This window comes from Arthrobacter alkaliphilus (assembly GCF_021483235.1).
GTDB classification, from domain to species: domain Bacteria; phylum Actinomycetota; class Actinomycetes; order Actinomycetales; family Micrococcaceae; genus Arthrobacter; species Arthrobacter alkaliphilus.
The window spans coordinates 1-18185 of the sequence record NZ_JAKEEC010000016.1; the positions used below are offsets into that span (position 1 = coordinate 1).

The 18185-nt window shown below is 65.1% G+C and carries 16 protein-coding genes; 7 read left to right on the plus strand and 9 right to left on the minus strand.

Features of this window, described 5'->3' with window-relative positions:
• Nucleotides 1-194: 194 nt before the first annotated feature.
• On the minus strand, nucleotides 195-386 hold the full coding sequence (locus L0B83_RS12110) for a YegP family protein (RefSeq protein WP_234758706.1): 192 nt from the start codon (nucleotides 384-386) through the stop codon (nucleotides 195-197).
• A 199-nt stretch (nucleotides 387-585) separates the two neighbouring features.
• On the opposite strand from L0B83_RS12110, the gene nboR reads away from it, so the two are divergent.
• Nucleotides 586-1215: a nicotine blue oxidoreductase gene (gene nboR / locus L0B83_RS12115; protein WP_234758707.1), complete on the plus strand. Its 630-nt coding sequence runs from the start codon at nucleotides 586-588 to the stop codon at nucleotides 1213-1215.
• A gap of 1 nt (nucleotide 1216) precedes the next feature.
• On the opposite strand, the gene L0B83_RS12120 is transcribed toward nboR, so the two are convergent.
• The 5 genes from L0B83_RS12120 to L0B83_RS12140 form a co-directional block, all read right to left on the minus strand.
• On the minus strand, nucleotides 1217-4006 hold the full coding sequence (locus tag L0B83_RS12120; RefSeq protein WP_234758708.1) for a molybdopterin-dependent oxidoreductase: 2790 nt from the start codon (nucleotides 4004-4006) through the stop codon (nucleotides 1217-1219).
• 2 nt (nucleotides 4007-4008) lie between these two features.
• A complete protein-coding gene (locus L0B83_RS12125; RefSeq protein WP_234758709.1) occupies nucleotides 4009-4944 on the minus strand; it encodes an FAD binding domain-containing protein in 936 nt (311 codons plus the stop codon).
• A complete protein-coding gene (locus L0B83_RS12130; RefSeq protein WP_234758710.1) occupies nucleotides 4935-6125 on the minus strand; it encodes an XdhC family protein in 1191 nt (396 codons plus the stop codon). The genes L0B83_RS12125 and L0B83_RS12130 overlap by 10 nt, the downstream gene beginning before the upstream one ends.
• Before the next feature lie 290 nt (nucleotides 6126-6415).
• On the minus strand, nucleotides 6416-7900 hold the full coding sequence (locus tag L0B83_RS12135) for an NCS2 family permease (protein WP_372461192.1): 1485 nt from the start codon (nucleotides 7898-7900) through the stop codon (nucleotides 6416-6418).
• Between the two features lie 39 nt (nucleotides 7901-7939).
• Nucleotides 7940-8434, minus strand: coding sequence for a nucleoside deaminase (locus L0B83_RS12140; RefSeq protein ID WP_234758712.1), 495 nt, complete (start codon nucleotides 8432-8434; stop codon nucleotides 7940-7942).
• A gap of 355 nt (nucleotides 8435-8789) precedes the next feature.
• Between L0B83_RS12140 and L0B83_RS12145 the strand changes: the two genes are divergently transcribed.
• On the plus strand, nucleotides 8790-10187 hold the full coding sequence (locus tag L0B83_RS12145; RefSeq protein ID WP_234758713.1) for an 8-oxoguanine deaminase: 1398 nt from the start codon (nucleotides 8790-8792) through the stop codon (nucleotides 10185-10187).
• Between the two features lie 39 nt (nucleotides 10188-10226).
• Entirely contained in the window at nucleotides 10227-10889 is a 663-nt protein-coding gene (locus tag L0B83_RS12150) for a DUF2510 domain-containing protein (protein WP_234758714.1), read from the plus strand.
• A gap of 12 nt (nucleotides 10890-10901) precedes the next feature.
• Here L0B83_RS12150 and L0B83_RS12155 read toward each other — a convergent pair whose 3' ends face one another.
• Complete coding sequence (locus L0B83_RS12155) at nucleotides 10902-11078, minus strand: hypothetical protein (RefSeq protein ID WP_234758715.1); 177 nt, start codon at nucleotides 11076-11078, stop codon at nucleotides 10902-10904.
• A 414-nt stretch (nucleotides 11079-11492) separates the two neighbouring features.
• Here L0B83_RS12155 and pucL point away from each other — a divergent pair, with 414 nt between their 5' ends.
• The 3 genes from pucL (at nucleotide 11493) to L0B83_RS12170 (ending at nucleotide 14931) form a co-directional block, all read left to right on the plus strand.
• Nucleotides 11493-12407: a factor-independent urate hydroxylase gene (pucL, locus tag L0B83_RS12160; protein WP_234758716.1), complete on the plus strand. Its 915-nt coding sequence runs from the start codon at nucleotides 11493-11495 to the stop codon at nucleotides 12405-12407.
• Between the two features lie 156 nt (nucleotides 12408-12563).
• Nucleotides 12564-14063 (plus strand): nucleobase:cation symporter-2 family protein, encoded by a 1500-nt coding sequence (locus tag L0B83_RS12165; RefSeq protein ID WP_234758717.1) that lies wholly within the window; start codon nucleotides 12564-12566, stop codon nucleotides 14061-14063.
• Nucleotides 14064-14106: 43 nt separating this feature from the next.
• Nucleotides 14107-14931, plus strand: coding sequence for a MurR/RpiR family transcriptional regulator (locus L0B83_RS12170; protein ID WP_234758718.1), 825 nt, complete (start codon nucleotides 14107-14109; stop codon nucleotides 14929-14931).
• Nucleotides 14932-14934: 3 nt separating this feature from the next.
• Here the strand turns inward: L0B83_RS12170 and L0B83_RS12175 are convergent, their stop codons facing one another.
• Both L0B83_RS12175 and L0B83_RS12180 read right to left on the minus strand, forming a co-directional pair.
• Entirely contained in the window at nucleotides 14935-15819 is an 885-nt protein-coding gene (locus tag L0B83_RS12175; RefSeq protein ID WP_234758719.1) for a DUF6282 family protein, read from the minus strand.
• Between the two features lie 3 nt (nucleotides 15820-15822).
• Nucleotides 15823-17202, minus strand: a complete 1380-nt coding sequence (locus L0B83_RS12180) for an MFS transporter (protein ID WP_234758720.1) — start codon at nucleotides 17200-17202, stop codon at nucleotides 15823-15825.
• A 214-nt stretch (nucleotides 17203-17416) separates the two neighbouring features.
• Between L0B83_RS12180 and L0B83_RS12185 the strand changes: the two genes are divergently transcribed.
• Nucleotides 17417-18184, plus strand: a complete 768-nt coding sequence (locus L0B83_RS12185) for an IclR family transcriptional regulator (RefSeq protein WP_234758721.1) — start codon at nucleotides 17417-17419, stop codon at nucleotides 18182-18184.
• Nucleotide 18185 lies beyond the last annotated feature (1 nt).

Here is an 18185-nt window from a genome sequence, read left to right on the forward strand (position 1 = left end):
ATCGTCACCAAAACCCTCCAACTCCTCGCAGCAAAGGGCCAGATCGACCCGAGTGCGCCGTCGTACGCCATTGACCGGTACAAGCTCCTGGACGTGAACTCCGGAACCACCGGCTCCGCAGGCGGAGAAAGCTAAGGCCTGCAAAAACATCGGCGGCGGTGCTCCCTGAGCACCGCCGCCGATGTGATTTCCTCTTACGCTCCGAGCGAGCGGTGATCCACCACGAATCCCGTGGCCGCACTCTCCCTGACCGCGTTGATACCGGCCACGAGGGCCGCGATATCCGGGAACCTGGGCGACACTGCCACGACCGTTCCATCATCGGCCTTCAAGCGGAACCGGAACGATTGTTCCCCTGCCTTCAAGATCTCGAAAATGCCAGACATAGACTCTCTTTCCACCGTGGATGCGACGCTGCACCCGCTGCGATGACCACTGACTCTCGTGAAGTCCCTAAGAGAATATCGGCCACGCAAGCGGGTCAGAAGGCCTACCCGTGGGTAATATTCAACCTTTTTCGGTAGACCAAACTTTTGCATGAACATGCATGGATACCTTGGAGTACCCCGTGGATAGGGTGAACACATGAACGATTCCAGCACCGTGCCCACCACTGGCGTGCTGTTGGCCGGCGGGGCGGGAACGCGCCTAGGCCTGGGCCCGAAGGCCCTGCTGCCGTTCCGCGGACGCACCTTGGTGGAGGAACTCGCCGCCACATTGCTCGACGGCGGTTGCCGGGAGGTGGTGGTGGTGCTCGGTGCCGGCGCCGCGGAGGTCCGCCGGGCGACAAAACTGGACAAGTACCTCGTGGTGGACAACCCGGAGTGGGCGAGCGGCATGGCCGGTTCGCTTCGTGCCGGTGTCGCGGCGGCCGCCGAAGGCCACCATGTCATGGTGGCCTTGGTGGACCAGCCCGGGGTGACATCCGGCGTCGTTGCCAGGCTGCTGGCCGCGCATCGGGACGGACGCGTGACCGCCGCGGGATACGCGGAACCCCCCTTCGAGGGTGGCCGCACCGCAAAACTCCGGCGCGGCCACCCCTTGATCATCGATGCCACCCTCCGTGCCGAAGCGGCCGAAGCCGCCGTGGGCGACGCCGGAGCCCGCCGTTTCTTCAAAGCCCACCCGGGCCTCGTGGACGTCATCGACTGCAGCGACCTCGCCGATGGAGCCGACGTCGACACGAAGGACCAGCTGCACCTCCTCGGCGATTAGCTCACACCAGTTGCACGGTGGCAGCAGCGTCCTTCAGTGCGAGGTAGATCTTGTCCCGCGCGATGGGGAGCGCCGTGAACCGGATTCCCGTGGCGTTCCGGATGGCGTTGGCCAAGGCGGGTGCCACCGGGTTGAACGGGCTCTCACTCATGGACTTCGCCCCCAGCGGTCCCATCTCATCGTTTGTTTTCGCGAAGTAGACCTCGCTGCGCGGCACGTCCGCGAAGGACGGGATGTGGTACTGCCGCAGGATGTCCGTGGTGACCTTCCCGGCGTCGTTCACCCGGACTTCCTCGTACAGCGCGACCCCCAGCGCCTGGGCGATTCCGCCTTCCACCTGGCCGCGGCATTGCCGGGGATTGACCACGACGCCGGCATCGGCCGCCTGGACGCTCTGCAGGATCCGCAACTCCCCCGTGCCGGTGTTCACGGCAACCCGGAACCCGTGGACGTTGAAGGCGACCGAACGCGGAGTCCCGCCCCCGCGACCCTCGGAGGCGAGTTCGATCCCCGCTGCCTCGGCGCGCGTGGACAGCTCGGCAAGCGTGAGGCGCTTACCGTGGCATTCCACGGCGCCCTCGATCAGGACGCAGCTCCCCGCATCGGCCCCGAGGATTCCGGCGGCGAACGCCCGGAGGCGAACAGCGAGTTCCTGGGCCGCGAGCAGCGTGGCCTGCCCTGCCACCACTGTTCCGGCGGAACCGAACGCGCCGGTGTCATGCTCCACGAGGTCCGTGTCGGACTGGCGGACTGCCACGTTCGACGCCGTCGTGGACAGCGCGGTCGCCGCCAGCTGCGCGTGGACCGTGGTGGTGCCGTTGCCGAACTCCGCGGTCCCGACGGCGGCGTCGAAGGTGCCGTCGGGAAGTAGCCTGAGGTGCGTGTGCGCGAAGTGGCCGCGCGGCGGAACGGTGTCGATCATGGACAGTGCGGAACCGACGCCGGTGACCCATTCCGGGCCAAGGTCGTCGAGCCCGGCGAGGCGGTAGCGTTCGCCGCCGCGCTCCAAGGCATCCCGGACCAAGGCCACGCACTGGTCCAGTCCGTAGCTCCCATAGAAGACGTCCTCTTCCGGCTCCGGATTCGTTGAGAGCATGTGGTCCCCTGGCCGGACCATGTTTTTGAGCCGGAAGTCCAAGGGGTCCATGCCGATTCCGACGGCAAGTTCGTCCATGGCGGATTCGATCGCGAAAATCATCTGGCTGAGACCATAGCCACGGAAGGCGCCGGCCGGGACCGTGTTCGTGTAGACGGCCTGCGCGTCTACCTTCTTGTTGGCGCATTTGTAGACAGCGAGTGACTCGCCGCAACCGTGGAACATCACACCGGGCGCGTGGTTTCCGTACGCGCCGGTATTGGTGACCACATCCACCTGCATCGCGGTCAAGTGGCCGTCGCTGGTGGCTCCGGCCTTGACCTTGATGGTGAACGGATGGCGTGTGGTGGTCGCAGCGAATTGCTCCGTCCGGGTGAACTCCACCTGCACGGGCCGGCGCAGCTTGAGTGCCGCCATGGCAACGAGGTCCTCGGTGAGCACCTCTTGCTTGCCGCCAAACCCGCCGCCCACGCGTCCGGCCACCACGCGGATACGGTCTTCCGGAAGATCGAACACCCGGGCGAGTGTCCGCCGGACCAGGAACGGGACCTGGCTGGATGAACGCACCACGAGCCTGTCCTCCGCTGGATTCCCGGAGGGCTCCACCCATGCGATGGAACAGTGCGTTTCCATCGCGACGTGCTGCACCCGCTGCGTCTGGTACGTGTTCTCGTGGATGAAGCCGGCCGCGGCGAATCCGGCTTCGACGTTCCCCAGCTCGGAATGGACTTCCGCCACCACGTTGTCCTGCGGGCGCGAAATCCGGGTTATTTCCCCGTCTTTGTCCCCATGGATCGCGGGGGCACCCGGCAACAAGGCCTCCTGCGGCGAGAAGACGGCGTCCAGGAGTTCGTACTCGACCTTGATAGCCCGGGCCCCGGCTTCGGCCGCGCCCACCGATTCGGCGACGACGGCGGCCACCCGCTGGCCGATGAAGCGCACCACGTCGTCGAGGACACGGGTGTCGTCCGGGTCGTCGGTGTAGAGCTCGTGCTGGGCTGTTGAGAACAACCGGGCCGGCGCGTCCTCGTGCGTGAAGACCGCGACGACGCCGGGTACCTGGAGGGCCGCCGTCGTGTCGATGGAAACAATGCGCGCGTGCGCATGCGGCGAGCGCAGCAACCTGAGGTGCAGCAGTCCCGGGAGTTGTTCCGCGGGGACGTCGAGCGTGTAGCGCGCGGTACCGGTGACGACGGCGCGTCCCGCCGGCGCAGGGACGTCGTCGCCGAGCTGGCCTGTTCCGGCGTCGTGCGTGCTGTGCCCCTCGCGGGCGACTCCGCACACCGCGTCCGCAATGGAGCGGTAACCCGTGCAGCGGCACAGGTTTCCCTTGAGGTTTCGCGGGAGGTTGGCTTTTTGTTCCTCGTCGAAGGTGGCGGCGGTCATCATCATGCCGGCTGTGCAGAAGCCGCACTGGAAACCCTGGTGTTCCAGGAACTGCTCCTGTACCGGATGCAGTTCCTCGCCACGCGACAGCCCCTCGATGGTGGTGACCGAGTGCCCTTCGGCACGCACCGCCGGGTAGATGCAACTGTGCACGGGAGTTCCGTCGACGTGAACGGTGCAGGCGCCACAGTCCCCGCCGTCGCAGCCTTTCTTGACGCCGAAGTTGCCTTGTTCACGGAGGAACGTCCGGAGGCACTGGCCCGGGCGGGGTGCGGCCTCGGTGGTGGTTCCGTTGATCTCGATTGCCATGCTCAGGCCTCCTTCTGTTGGGTGGACGGTTGCGGCGAGGTGGCATGCGGCGGCCAAAAATCGCCGGAGACTGTGAGCGGTCCGTCGCCTGGAGCCGGGCCGCACAGCTCCACGCGGATCTCCTCGGCGAGCCGGAACGTCATGTCGCGGCGCCATTCCGGGAGCCCGTGGATGTCGTCGTGGTAGAGCTCGGTGGGAATCGAGTGCCCGACGGCGGCGGCCAACTGCCCGGCGTCCGGCAACCCGGGGGCGGCGAACCTCAGCTGCACGGGCCGCTTGGTGGCCGCGGTGACGGTGAGGACCAGGCCGCCATCGGCGTCGAGCCTTCCGATCAGCAGCACCCCGGAGCGTCCGAGGTTGCTGAGCGAGAGCCGCCGGAAGGCCACCTTGGCTGCCAGGGCCGGCGCCGGCAGGTGGATGCTGCGCAGGAGTTCGCCGGGTGCCAGGCAGTTTTTGCCGTCCCCGGTCACGAACTCGGCCACTGGAACGGTACGGCTGCCGCCTCCCGGGCTAAGGATGGTCGCGGTGCCATCCAGGCCGGCGCACAGCGAGATCATCGGGCCGGCCGGGAGTGAAGTGCAAAGATTGCCGCCAACGGTGGACATGTTCCACACCTTGAAGGAGGCCACGAAGGAGTCGCAGCACGGGCGGAAAAGCGCCAGTCCCGGCCAGTTCCGGCCTGCCACCGCGTCAGATACCGGGAGGGCGTAGAGCTCGGCGACTGTGCAGGTGGCGGCCAGCTCAACGCCGGCATCGCTCACGGTCACGGCGGGCCAGCCCGCTTGGCCCAGGTCGAGCAGCCGTTTGAGCGGTTCTTCACTGCCCACTGGACTGCCGTAGGAGAACAGGACTGTACCGCCGGCGAGCCAGGCGTCGCCTTCGCGCCACTGGCCCGGGTCCGAAGTCGCCACCACGGACTCGATGGTGTTCATGTCCATGGGGTCACCTTGCTGTCCTCGGGGGTGTTGGTCTGGTGGATGGGTCCTGTCCCGTCCTTGAGCGGGGCCGCGGTGGAAGCCGGGCGGCGGGAGGCAAGGATTTCGGCGGTAATGGAAACGGCCACCTCGGCTGGAGTGACCGCGCCAAGATCCAGTCCGATCGGCGAATGCAGGCGTTCGAGGGCCTCAGCCGACGTCCCGCACGCAAGGAGCCCGTCGATCCGTTGGCGGTGGCTGCGCCTCGAACCCATCGCTCCCACATACGCAAGATCCAGGCCGAGGGCGGTCTCCAGCAGCGGGACATCGAACTTCGGATCGTGGGTCAGCACGCACACCACCGTGCGGGAATCGATCCGGCCGGCAGCTGCTTCGGCGGCAAGGTAGCGGTGCGGCCAGTCCGTGACGAGGTGGTCGGCGGCGAGGAAACGGCCCTGGCCCGAGAACGCGGGCCGGGCATCGCACAACGTGACCTCATAGCCCAGGAGTTTCCCGGCGGGGAGCAATGCCGCGCCGAAGTCGTTGGCGCCAAAGATGAGCATGCGCGCCGCCGGCAAGCGGCTTTCAACAAAGAGGGTGATGGGTTCGGGCTGCGTTGTGTTCCCGCAACCTTCGGCCGGGGCGAGCCGTACCAAACCGGTGCGGCCACCGTGCAGGAGCGGCTCCAGTTGCGCGGCCGCCGCGCGGATCACTGCCTGGTCCCTGCCAAGCAGGGTTGCAAGCTCCCGCGAATCGGCAGCGCGGAAACCCGCCGGATCCGGAACGACGACGGCTCCTCCAGGGGCGTCGAGCCTGCGTATCAGGGCCAAGGCGGTGCCGCCGGAAGCCTTGTTTAGGAGTGCAAGGTCGAGTCCCGCGGTGCTGGTTGATTGGATGGGCTGGATGTGGACTTCCAGCTCGCCGCCGCAGGTGAGCCCGACGGCGAACGCGTCCTCGGCGCTGTAGCCGAACGACTCGAGCCGGCTGCCGCCGTCGTGCATTGTCTGCAGGGCGGCCTCCACTACGGCACCTTCCACGCAGCCTCCGGAGAGGCTGCCAAGGACATCGCCGTGCTCGGAAACCAGCATAGACGTTCCGAGGGGCCGCGGGACAGAGCCTCCTGCGGCCACGATGGTGGCGATGGCGCATCGCTGCCCGGAGAGCACAGGCCGCCACGTGCCCAGCGAGGGCATCAAATCCAGCATGGCAACACTTCCTTTACCGAGGTCCCGGACCGGAGACCCGCCCGGGGCAGTGTGCGATCTTGCCTCATATTCTCATTCCTTGCGTCTGTTCAGGAGAGTTTCGGGTCAACGTGTAACCCTCTACGTGAAGAGGACCGGGGCGGGCCTCTCATTTCCCACCCCGGTCCTTAGCGGAACGGCCGCTCTTCACCGCCGCCCGCCGTCGTCGTCGGAGCCATGCGCCGGGCGACGGTCGGCGGACGCCTATTCATTGCGGTGACGTGCGGCCGGACCGCCGTCTCAATGGCCGGCTACCCTCCGAGGAAGGCGCTGATCGGCCCGCGGGCGAAGTAGATCAAGAAGCCCAAGGTCACCACCCACATGAGCGGATGGACCTTCTTGCCCTTCCCGGACGCCGCGTGGATCACGGCCCAGGAGATGAATCCGACGCCGATGCCGTTGGCGATGGAGTAGGTCAACGGCATGGTGACGATGGTGAGGAAGGCAGGCAGCGCCACGGAGAACTTGGAGAACTTGATCTCGCGGATCTGTGCCATCATCATCGCGCCCACTACCACCAACGCCGCGGCCGCAACTTCGAGCGGAACCACGCTGGTGAGCGGGGTCAGGAACATCGAGCCCAGGAACAGCAGACCGGTGACCACCGAAGCCAGACCGGTGCGGGCACCTTCGCCGATGCCGGCCGCGGAGTCGATGTACACGGTGTTGGACGAGCCCGACGTCGCGCCGCCGGCTACCGCGCCCAGGCCCTCGACGATGAAGGCCGACTTGAGCCTTGGGAAGGTGCCGTCCTTGTAGGCTACGCCGGCGCTCTTGGCTAGGCCGGTCATGGTGCCCATGGCGTCGAAGAAGTTGGTAAACACCAGGGTGAACACCAACATGGTGGCCGCCAGCCCGCCGATCCGCGAGAACGAACCGAAGAGGTCGAAGTGGCCCACCAGGCTGAAGTCGGGGGCGGATACCAGCTGGCCCGAGAGGACCGGGGTGTTGAGGTGCCAGCCACCGGGATTGGCGGCGCTGCCAGGCCCGATGTGCATGAAGGCCTCGACGACGGCGGCGAGGACCGTGGTGGCGACGATTCCGATCAGGAGGCCGCCTTGGATCTTGCGGGCCACGAGGATTCCCATGACCAGCAGACCGACAATGAAAACGAGGGTGGGGATGGACGTGATGGAACCATCAGTGCCGAGTTGTACCGGCGGTCCGCCTTTTGTGGCGCGGACGAAGCCGGAATCGACGAAGCCGATGAAGGCGATGAACAGGCCGATGCCAACGGTGATGGCGGCCTTGAGTTCCCTGGGAACGGCCTTGAAGATCGCGGTCCGTGCACCCGTGACGCCGAACAGGACAATCAGGATGCCGTTGATGACCACCAGGCCCATGGCTTCCGGCCAAGTGACCTCATGGATGACCGCGACCGCGAGGAACGAGTTGATTCCCAGGCCGGCGGCGAGCCCGAAGGGCAGGTTCGCGATCAGGCCGAAGAGGACAGTCATGACACCGGCGGTCAGGCCGGTAACTGCCCCCACCTGCGCTGCGGACAACCATCCGCCGGCCACATCCGTGGGCGCGTTCTGGGCTGAGAAGCCGCCCAGGATCAGTGGGTTGAGGATGACGATGTAGGCCATCGTGAAGAACGTGACGATGCCGCCGCGGAATTCGCGGGCCAGCGTGGAGCCACGCTTGGTGATCTGGAAGAAACGATCCAGGAAGGAGTTCGGCGCCGGGCGCTTGGGGCTGCTGCCCCGCTGTGCAGGTTCAGTTGCCGTTCGCATTTCTGCGGGGTCCAGGATTGTCATTTTCAGCCACCGGCCCTAGTAGTCAATCCTGGAGTCGAGCGTGTTCCAGGTGTTGAACGGTTGGAGGATGGCCGGTGCCTGGGGATCGCCCAGTTCCAGTTTGGTGACCGGCATGAGCGTGTTCCGGTCTTCGTTCTCGAAGTATTCGTAGAAGACCGCGTCGTCGAAGCCGACGGATGCGGCATCGTGCCGGTCGGCCGCGAAAACAACGTTGCTGATGCGCGCCCAGAGCGCCGATGCCAGGCACATGGGGCAAGGCTCGCAGCTCGTGTAAAGGGTGGCTCCGCTGAGGTCGAAGGTGCCCAGCTCGCGGCAGGCGTTCCGGATGGCGGTGACCTCGGCGTGGGCCGTGGGGTCGTTGCTCGCGGTGACCCGGTTGACGCCTTCGAAGGCGCGGCCATCCGCGGTGACAATGACGGCGCCGAACGGGCCGCCGCTGTTGAGGACATTGGCTGTTGCCAGCTCAATGGATGTGGCCAAGAAATGTTCGGCCGTGACGGTGGTACTCATGTGCGACTTCCTTAGTGCTGAGGAAGCCTGGAACCAGAGGGGCGTCTGAACATGACAGACCAGTGCTGCGATTACCAGGCTTCAGCATGTGCTTTTGAAGGTTTCGCCTGGTAGATAGCTTCCCGGAGTCCGGGTGCCCGCCTTTGGCAAATCGAGATTAGCACCGGTGATGTGAGCCGCGCCATAGTTTCTGGAAAAAAAGTTTCGACATGTGAAATGTGGTGGTCACATTGCGAACTTTGCACGGCACACCTACGCTGGGTGCCACCGGCAGGGTTGACCTCCCGGAAACCTGGATCAGCAGACAGGAACCACTGAGCTGGAACGCAACCACGCCGACCAGACAAGGATTCCAATGTCCCCGACATCCGATTTCCAACCGCAAGCCCCGGTAACCAATTCAACTTCTCCGAGGACTTGGATCAAGAATCCCCTCGCGGTGTTCACCGCCAACGGACTCGACGCCCGCGGCGGCATCGTGGTCAGTGACGGGAAAATCGCGGAGCTCGTCCCCGCCGGAAAGCGCCCTTCCGCGCCATGCAACGAAACCTACGACGCCGGAAGCCACGTCCTGCTGCCTGGCCTCATCAACACGCACCACCACTTCTACCAAACGCTCACCCGCGCCTGGGGCCCGGTGGCCAACGCCCCCCTCTTCCCTTGGCTGCAGAACCTCTATCCCGTATGGGCGCGATTGACGCCGGACAGCCTCGAACTTGCCGTCAAGGTGGCCCTCGCCGAGCTCCTGCTGTCCGGCTGCACCACGGCAGCCGACCACCACTACCTCTTCCCCGCCGGGCTCGAGGACGCGATCGACATCGAGGTCGGCGCGGTACGCGAACTTGGCATGCGTGCCACGCTCACGCGCGGCTCGATGACGCTTGGCGAGGACGACGGCGGCCTGCCGCCCCGGTCCACCGTGCAGTCCGCTGAGGTCATCCTCGCGGACAGCGAACGGTTGATCGGGAAGTACCACGAGCGCGGCGACGGAGCGGTCATCCAGATTGCCCTGGCGCCTTGCTCGCCGTTCTCGGTGACCAGGGAGATCATGGCCGAGAGCGCCGCCATGGCCGAACGGTTGGATGTCCGGCTCCACACGCACCTCGCGGAGACCATCGACGAGGAAGATTTCTGCCGCGAGAGGTTCGGGCTACGGACTGTCGACTACCTCGAAAGCGTCGGCTGGCTTGGCAAACGAACCTGGCTTGGCCACGGCATCCATTTCGACGACGACGAGATCGTCCGGCTGGGAGCCGCGGGCACCGCCGTCGCGCACTGCCCGACGTCGAACATGCGGCTCGCGTCCGGCTCCGCGCGGGTGCTGGAGCTTGAGGCCGCAGGAGTCGCGGTGGGGCTGGGAGTGGACGGATCGGCGTCGAACGATGCCTCGAACATGATCCTCGAGGCGCGGCAGGCGCTGTACCTCCAGCGGCTGCGCTACGGCGCGGACGTCCCGGTGGAGCGCGCCCTCGGCTGGGCGACGCGGGGTTCCGCCGCCGTTCTTGGGCGCTCCGACGTCGGCCAGATTGCCCCCGGAATGCAGGCCGACCTAGCCCTGTTCAAGCCCGAAGGGCTGCGCTTCTCCGGCAGCCACGATCCCCTCGCCGCCCTGCTGCTCTGCGCGGCGGACCGCGCCGACCGCGTCATGGTGGGCGGAAAATGGCGCGTGGTGGACGGCCGGATCCCCGACCTGGACATCCCGGAACTTATTGCCAAACACTCAGCCGCCGCACATAAAATCATCAGCGGTTAGGAGTAGCCTCGCGATTAAGTCCTAGATCAGGAGGCCATAATGACTGTCCCCCAGCACAACTCGCCGACACCTCCAGGTTGGTACCCGGACCCTTCGGGCTCCGGGCAGCTGCGGTGGTGGGACGGCAACGCCTGGACTGGAAACGCCTGGAACCCACAGGCCCAGGCCGGAGCGAGGCCCGGTCAGTATGGCGGGCCTCCGCAATACCTCGGACACGCCCAGCCCGCGCCGCGCCCGGAAATCAGCAGGGGGACACCGGTCTACAACCCGTTCATTTGGCTCGTCACGCTACTGCCGGTGGTCTCGCTGATCATCCTGCTGTTCTGGAATCCCGTCTTCCAAGTGCGCTACGTCGGCGCAAAGCGCGTACCCACGATGGATCCTTCAACGATGTTCAGCCTCCCGTACATAATGCTGATGATTTCGGGTTGGTTGATCTATGGAGTCAGCGTCTTCTTTGCCTACCTCGACTGGCGGAAGCTGCAAAGCGACGGAGTGGTCCGCCCCTTCCACTGGGCGTGGGCCTTCCTGGGCGCCGGAGTCTATGTAGTGGGCCGTTCAGTGATCGTGCACAAGGTTGCTCAGCAGCGCGGGCTCGGACCCGTTTGGGCGCTCATCGGCGTGACCGCCCTGAGCTTGATCGTGGTGTCCGTCAAAGCGAGCATCATGGTTTCGACCATCGCCAAGACGCTGCCCATGTAGGGATCGATAGCCCTAGGAACGCTGCCGGCCGAATACGGGAAGGGCCCGCAGCCAACGGGAGAAAGCCCCGGGCGTGCGGTCACAGTCGGCCGGAATGTAGAAGTCCGGATCCGTGGCGCCGAACGGCAGGTACAGTTCCTGGCCGGGCGCCGGGAATTCCACGACGTTGTTCTTATCCTGCGAGTCCATCTGTCCTCCTATTTCGTGCGCTCAAGGTTTTAGTTTTTTACTCCTGTTTTCCGCATATCGGAAAACAGTTTTTGTTATATGGAAATTGTAGAGGCGGGTCCTCGACCACGTCAAGGGTTGCCCACGCCAACCGCACCCGCGCGGCCAACCGCCGTCGGGCACCCCCGGTCACAATCGGAAAGTTCGTAACGATTCTTCGAAAGTGATGTACACCACTGGCAGGCGTGGGCTACGCTTTTTCTCAATTCGTGGCGCAGGTCACGTAACCTGGGAGCAGCAGGCAGGGTCGTAATGAGCTGGCATCAACGGATGCCGGCTCTTTTTTGTTGGGTCGGCTCCACCAGAAACGCGTACGAAACACGCGCTTAATTTCATTGGTGGACCTTAGTGGTTCCACCTCATAGAAGTTGGGATATGACCATGAGCAACAACATCGTCCTCGGCGACAACCAGTACGGCAAGGCTGAAGTCCGCGTCGTCAAAGTCACCCGCGACACCGACCGCCACCAGATCGAAGACCTGAATGTCACCTCACAACTGCGTGGCGACTTCGAGGCTGCGCACCTCCAAGGGGACAACGGGCACGTCGTCGCCACGGATACCCAGAAGAACACCATCTACGCCTTCGCCCGCGACGGCGTCGGCTCCCCCGAAGCATTCCTCCTCCGCTTGAGCGAACACTTCACCTCGGGCTTCGAGTGGGTCACGGGTGGCCGCTGGGAAGCGGAACAGTACGCGTGGGAGCGCATCCAGGCGCACGGCTCCGAACACGACCACAGCTTTGTCCGGAAGGGGCAGGAAGTCCGCACCGCCGTCGTGGTCCGCGAAGGCAACACGACGCACGTCATTTCCGGCCTCAAGGACCTGACCGTCCTCAAGACCACCCAGTCCGGCTTTGTGGGCTACCCCCGCGACCGGTACACCACGCTGCCTGAGACCACGGACCGTATCCTGGCCACCGATGTCTCGGCCCGCTGGCGCTACAACACCGGAATCGACACTGCCGGAACCGACTTCAACAAGAGCTATGAGGACATCAAGGCCCTCCTCTTGGAAGGGTTCACGGAGAACTACTCGCACGCCCTGCAGCAAACCCTGTTCGACATGGGCAAGAAGGTCCTCGAGGCCCACAGCGAGGTAGACGAGATCAAGTTCTCGATGCCCAACAAGCACCACTTCCTGGTGGACCTCAGCCCGTTCGGCCTCGAAAACCCCAACGAGGTCTTCTTCGCCGCCGACCGCCCGTACGGCTTGATCGAAGCCACGGTCCAGCGCGACAACACCACACCTGCCCCGGCCGCGTGGAACGGCATCGCCGGCTTCTGCTAAACCGCTACCTCCGCACCCAACTGACTCGCAAGAAGTGCCGTCTTGGACCCCAAAACGGCACCAATGCGGGTCAGTTGGGCCGCCCTACCGAAAACCACCGTTAGCCAGACCTGTTAGCCAGACAAAGACGTCTGCCATGAACCAAGAAAGTCTGCCATGAACACCAAGAAGAAAACCCGCCCCGCGAATACCACCGACACCGCGCCTAAGAGGCCCGAGGACCAGCGCCTCTCGATCGGGAGCACGTTCGCCTACGGCTTCCAGCACGTCCTGACCATGTACGGCGGCATCATCGCCCCGCCGCTCATCATCGGAGCCGCCGCGGGCATGTCCCCGCAGGACATCGGCCTCCTGATCGCGGCGTGCCTCTTTGTTGGGGGGCTGGCAACCATCCTCCAGACCATCGGCATCCCGTTCTTTGGATCGCAGCTCCCGCTGGTCCAAGGCGTGTCCTTCGCCGGTGTGTCCACCATGGTGGCGATCGTCCACGGCGGCGGCGGAATCCAGGGGGTCTTCGGCTCCGTCATGGTTGCTTCCCTGATCGGCCTGGTGATTACTCCCCTCTTCTCCAAGATCATCAAATTCTTTCCGCCCGTGGTCACGGGCACCGTCATCACCACCATCGGCCTGACGCTCATGCCCGTCGCGGCCAACTGGGCCATGGGTGGCAACAGCGCCGCACCCAACTACGGCAGCATGGCAAACATCGGCCTTGCCGCCGCCACGATGGGCGTTGTCCTGCTTCTCAGCAAGATCGGCAACGCCGCCATTTCACGCCTGTCCATCCTGCTCGCCATGGTGATCGGCACCGTCATCGCCCTCGCCACAGGAATGGCCGACTTCTCCAAGGTCGGCCAGGGGCCAATCGTTGCCTTCCCCACTCCCTTCGCCTTCGGGGCTCCCACCTTCGACATCGCGTCCATCGTGTCCATGCTGATCGTCATCCTGGTCACCTTGACCGAGACCTCGGCGGACATCATCGCCGTCGGCGAAATCGTCGATACCAAAGTGGATTCGCGCCGCATCGGCAACGGCCTGCGGGCAGACATGCTCTCCAGCGCCATATCGCCGATCTTCAACTCCTTCACCCAGAGCGCCTTTGCCCAGAACGTCGGCCTCGTGGCCATCACCGGCATCAAGAGCCGCTTCGTCGTGAGCGCCGGCGGATTCATCCTGGTGGTCCTGGGCTTGCTGCCCGTCCTCGGCCGGGTGGTCGCAGCGGTTCCGACTCCCGTCCTGGGCGGTGCCGGCGTCGTGCTCTTCGGAACTGTTGCCGCCAGCGGCATCCGGACACTTTCCAAGGTGGAGTACCGCAACAACATGAACCTGATCATCGTGGCCGCCTCGATTGGCTTCGGCATGATCCCGATTGCCGCTCCGAAGTTCTACGACCAGTTCCCGGCCTGGTTCTCGACGATTTTCCACTCGGGCATCAGCTCGGCCGCCATCATGGCCATCGTCCTGAACGTGCTCTTCAACCACTTCAAGGCCGGCAATTCGGACAACCAGTCCGTGTTCGTCGCCGGCACGGAACGCGTGGTGAGCGAGGCGGACATCGCGTGCTTGGCGCACGGCGACCGTTTCGAGAACGGCAAGCTGATCGACGCCGACGGCAAGGAAGTGCCACTTAAGTCGAGCTCCGCCGTCGAACACTGACGTTTTGCCTCCGCCGGCGGGGTGTGCGTGAGACGGTTGTTCCATGAGGATCGACGAGCGAATCGAAAAGCACTATGCGGAGCTTGGACCGCAGGAACAGAAGGCCGCGGACACCCTGCTGGACCGCTTGGGCGATTTGGCCGTTTACAACGCGGCCGAGCTCGCGGAGTTGAGCGGGGTGTCCAAAGCCACCATCAGCAGGCTCTTCCGGCGCCTGGGCTACGCCGATTTCAACGAGGTCAAGGAGCACGCCCGGACGCTGAGGTCCAGTGGAGTGCCACTCCCCACCCAAGGGCCCGACGGCGGCATCGCCCTCCACTTGGCCGCTGACCGGCAGAACCTTGACCGGCTTTTCGAGACGTTCGACGACGACCGCCTCCTCGCGGTGGCCCGGCAAGTGGCCGGAGCGCGCAATGTCCTCCTGATCGGTTTCCGCAACAGTTTCCCGATCGCGCTCCACCTGCGCGAGCAACTCCTCCAAAGCCGTTCCTCGGTGAGCCTGGCCCCGCAACCGGGCCAAAGCGTCGCCGAGGAATTGGCCGGGCTGGGGGACGCCGACGTCGTCATCCTGCTCGGTTTCCGGCGCCGGCCCGAAGGTTTCCACAGCGTCCTGAAAGCCGCTTCGGCCACCGGGGCCAGCACCATCTTGATTGGTGATCCAAGCGCCCGGTGGCTGGCGGCAGGCGCCTCAACCTGGATTGAATGCCGGGTGGAGGGCAGCGCGGCATTCGACAGCTACGCCGCGGCCATGAGCCTCATGAGCGCCATCGCCAACGGAGTCCTGGCTGCGGTGGGCCGCCCCGGAAGGGACCGGGTCCGGGAAATCACGGGCATCTTCGATTCCCTCGGAGAGATCGAGCAGCGGTGACTGTTAGCTGCCCAATGCTGTGGTCGGGTTGGCCACGAGGAGCTGCCTGATTTCCCCGAGTTCGAACCCGGCGTCGTGCAGGAGTATTGCCCACCGCCGGATGCCGTCGGCAAGAGGGCCGTTGCGCGGCTGGCCAAGGTCTCCGGTCAGGAGGGAGGCGCCGATGCCGCAGGATTTGATGCCGCGGATGGCGTTTTCCGCCGGAAGCTTGCCTTCGAGGACTGAGGCCATGGTCCTTTCGATCCAGGCACCGCGCCGGGTCATTTCAACCTGGGCTTCGGGAGTGATCCGCTGGCGTGGCAGGTCCGGGTGCGTGACCATGACGCGTTCGATGCCGTGGTCCTTGGCCGCAACGAGGACGGCAAAAACCTCTTCGCTGTCCAAATGGCCCGTGGCGAGAAGCATGCCATGTTCCTTCACGACATCGAGGACATCGTGAAGTTCCGGTACCACGCGGCCGCTCTCAAGGACTGCGATAGGCGGCCCATAGCCGGGGAGGCCGGACAGCCGGGCCTGCGCTTTTTCCCAGACCGCGGCGGGTCCCGGCGTCCGTGCCGCCTGTTCACGCTGCCGGCGGCTATCGACGGTCGGCAGCCAGACCACGCGTGCACCAAGCAGGGCCGCGACCTCCACCGCCGCCGCGTTCAGGCCGCCGACCGGGCGGTTGAGCGTGATCGACCCAATGGCGCGTGCCTGCCGGTCCACGGCCATAGTGCTGCAGAGTCCGGCAGTGGAACCGACATGGGATTTGGCGACGAGGCCAGCGAAGCCTGCCTCGGAGAAGTCGTCCATTGCCTCGGCGAGGGTCTGTGAGCGCGGGACGATGTCCGGTCCGGGGTGGGTATGGAGGTCGATCGCACCCTTGATGGCCTCCGACAGATCGTTCATGGCTCAGCCCTTGGCTTCAAGTGGCGCAGGCTCCGCAGCGGGCTCGTCAATCCTGGATCGGCCGACGAAGAGCAGGGCTACCAAGCCAATCAACGCCGAACCTGCCATATAGGCGGCCGGCGCGAGATTCCATCCGGTCGACGTCGTGATCAATTGGGCGACATAGGGCCCGAAGCCGCCGCCAAGGATCGTGCCGAAAGAGAAACCCAAGGCCACACCGGTCAGTCGGGCCCTTGATCCGAAGAGTTCGGTGAAGAGCGGGTAACCGACGGCTTGGGAGAACACCCATGGAATGAAGGAAACGGCCATCGCGAGCCAGAGGGGGACGCCGCTGCCGGGAGCCATCCACAGGAATGCGGGGAGGGCGAGGACCACGTACCCGATCATCGCCGCCCCAAAAACCCGGCGGCGGCCAAAACGGTCAGAGGACCAGGCGGCGAGCGGCATGAGCAGGGCGAAGATGACCGTGATGACCGAATTCGTCGACAGGGCTTCCCCGGCAGGGTAATGGAGCTGCGTCGTGAGATAGGTGTTGAGGTAGACATGCCCGACGTAGGCGGTGCACGTCATGGAGAAGGAAAGCACAACGAGCTTCAGGATGGCCGGCCACTCCTCCCCGAGCGCAGCACGCAACGGGCTACGTGCGGAGGCACCGGCGCGGAGGTTCTCCGCAAACTGCGCCGATTCCGGCAGGCGGCTGCGCAGGTAGAGGACCACGAGGGATAGCGGAAGCGAGATGAGGAAGGGTACGCGCCAACCCCATTCGGCCATGGCGGCGCTGCCGAACAGCGCGTTGATGGCCGCGGCCAGGCCCCCGGCGGCTGCGGTGCCGATCGCGATGCCGGCGGGGTTGAATGCACCGAAGAATCCCCGCAGCCGGGCCGGAGCCGTCTCCGCGATGTAGGTCGACGCCCCGCTGGCCTCGCCTCCCGCGCAAAAGCCCTGAAGCAGGCGCAGGAGCAGCAGTAGGGCAGGCGCCACGAGCCCGATGCTCGCATACCCCGGCAGGAGGCCGACAAGCGAACTTGCCAGTCCCATCAGGACAACGCTGGCCAAAAGTGACGTCCGCCGTCCGTGGCGATCGCCGAGCCAGCCGAAAAAGAGGGCACCGACGGGGCGCATCAGGAATCCGCTGCCAAAAACCGCCAGTGTTTCCAGCAACGCGGTACCGGGGTCGGAGCGGGAAAGGAAGGCGGTGGAAATGTAGATCGCCAAGTTCGCGTAAAGGGAGAAGTCGTAGTATTCGATGACAGATCCTGCCCCGCCTGCCACGGCGGTCTTCCAGACGGTCCGTATGGGGTTGGTCGCCGCCGCGCCTTCGTCCGGGACGGGCCCAAGTGCCCCTTCGGGGGATGCATGCAGCTCCGCGTCAGGTCTCTTCATCGAAAATCTTTCCTTCAGGGAGGAGTACGTCCTCGTACTCTCATTATCCTCGCCGGCCTTTATCATAGAATGATAGAGGCTATCATCACATTCTCAATGCGACGCGGCCACCATCGCGTGTCAACCGCGGGCAGGCCCCGCAGCCTCGCCGCCGTCGGCAGTTCGGACGCCGCACCCCAATGGCGTAAATTTCTAGATGATCCTAGGAGGAAACATGGCAGGCGACGACGGGGTGCAGGAGCGTTCCACCATGCGCTCGGTAGAGCGGGCGTTCGATGTGCTCGATTTTCTCTCGGATAGCGGGCGCCCGCTCAGGCTCGCTGAAATCGCCCGCGGCACCGGGTTGCACATTGCGACGGCGCAGCGCATCCTGCGGGTGCTCGAGAAGAGGAATTACCTCGCACAGGATTCAGCCGGATACAGCGTCGGCGCGGCTGCGCTCGCCTCGGCCCATTCCTTCCTCGTAGGCAACCAGCTGGTGCTGACGGCAAGGCCGGTCCTGCAGGAACTCGCCGCAGCGCTCGGCATGACCGCGTCACTTTCGGTCCGTCTGGGTGCCGCCCGCGTCTTGGTTGCCCGGGTGGAAGGCAGCAGTCCCCTGCGATACCAGCTGCCCGTCGGCGGACGGCTCCCGCTGCAATTGGGTGCGGGCAAGGTATTTCTGGCTTATATGGATCCGTCCGGCCGGGACGAGATACTGGGTGCCGCGGATAAAGTCGAGACCGCCAGCGGCCCAGCCATTCCTATCGCGGAGTACATGTCCGCACTCGATGAGATCGCCGCCAATGGATATGCGATCTCGCGCAACGAGCGAGTGGTGGGGGCCGTGTCCGTCAGTGCACCTGTCCGGTCCAGGGAAGGCGGGATCCTCGGCGTCGTTCAGGTCTCGGGCCGGGACGAAGATCTCTCAGCCGACCGGCTGCCCGAGGCCATCCGCGAGGTGCTCAACGCAAGCGCCAGCATCGCGGCGCGGAACCCCTGAC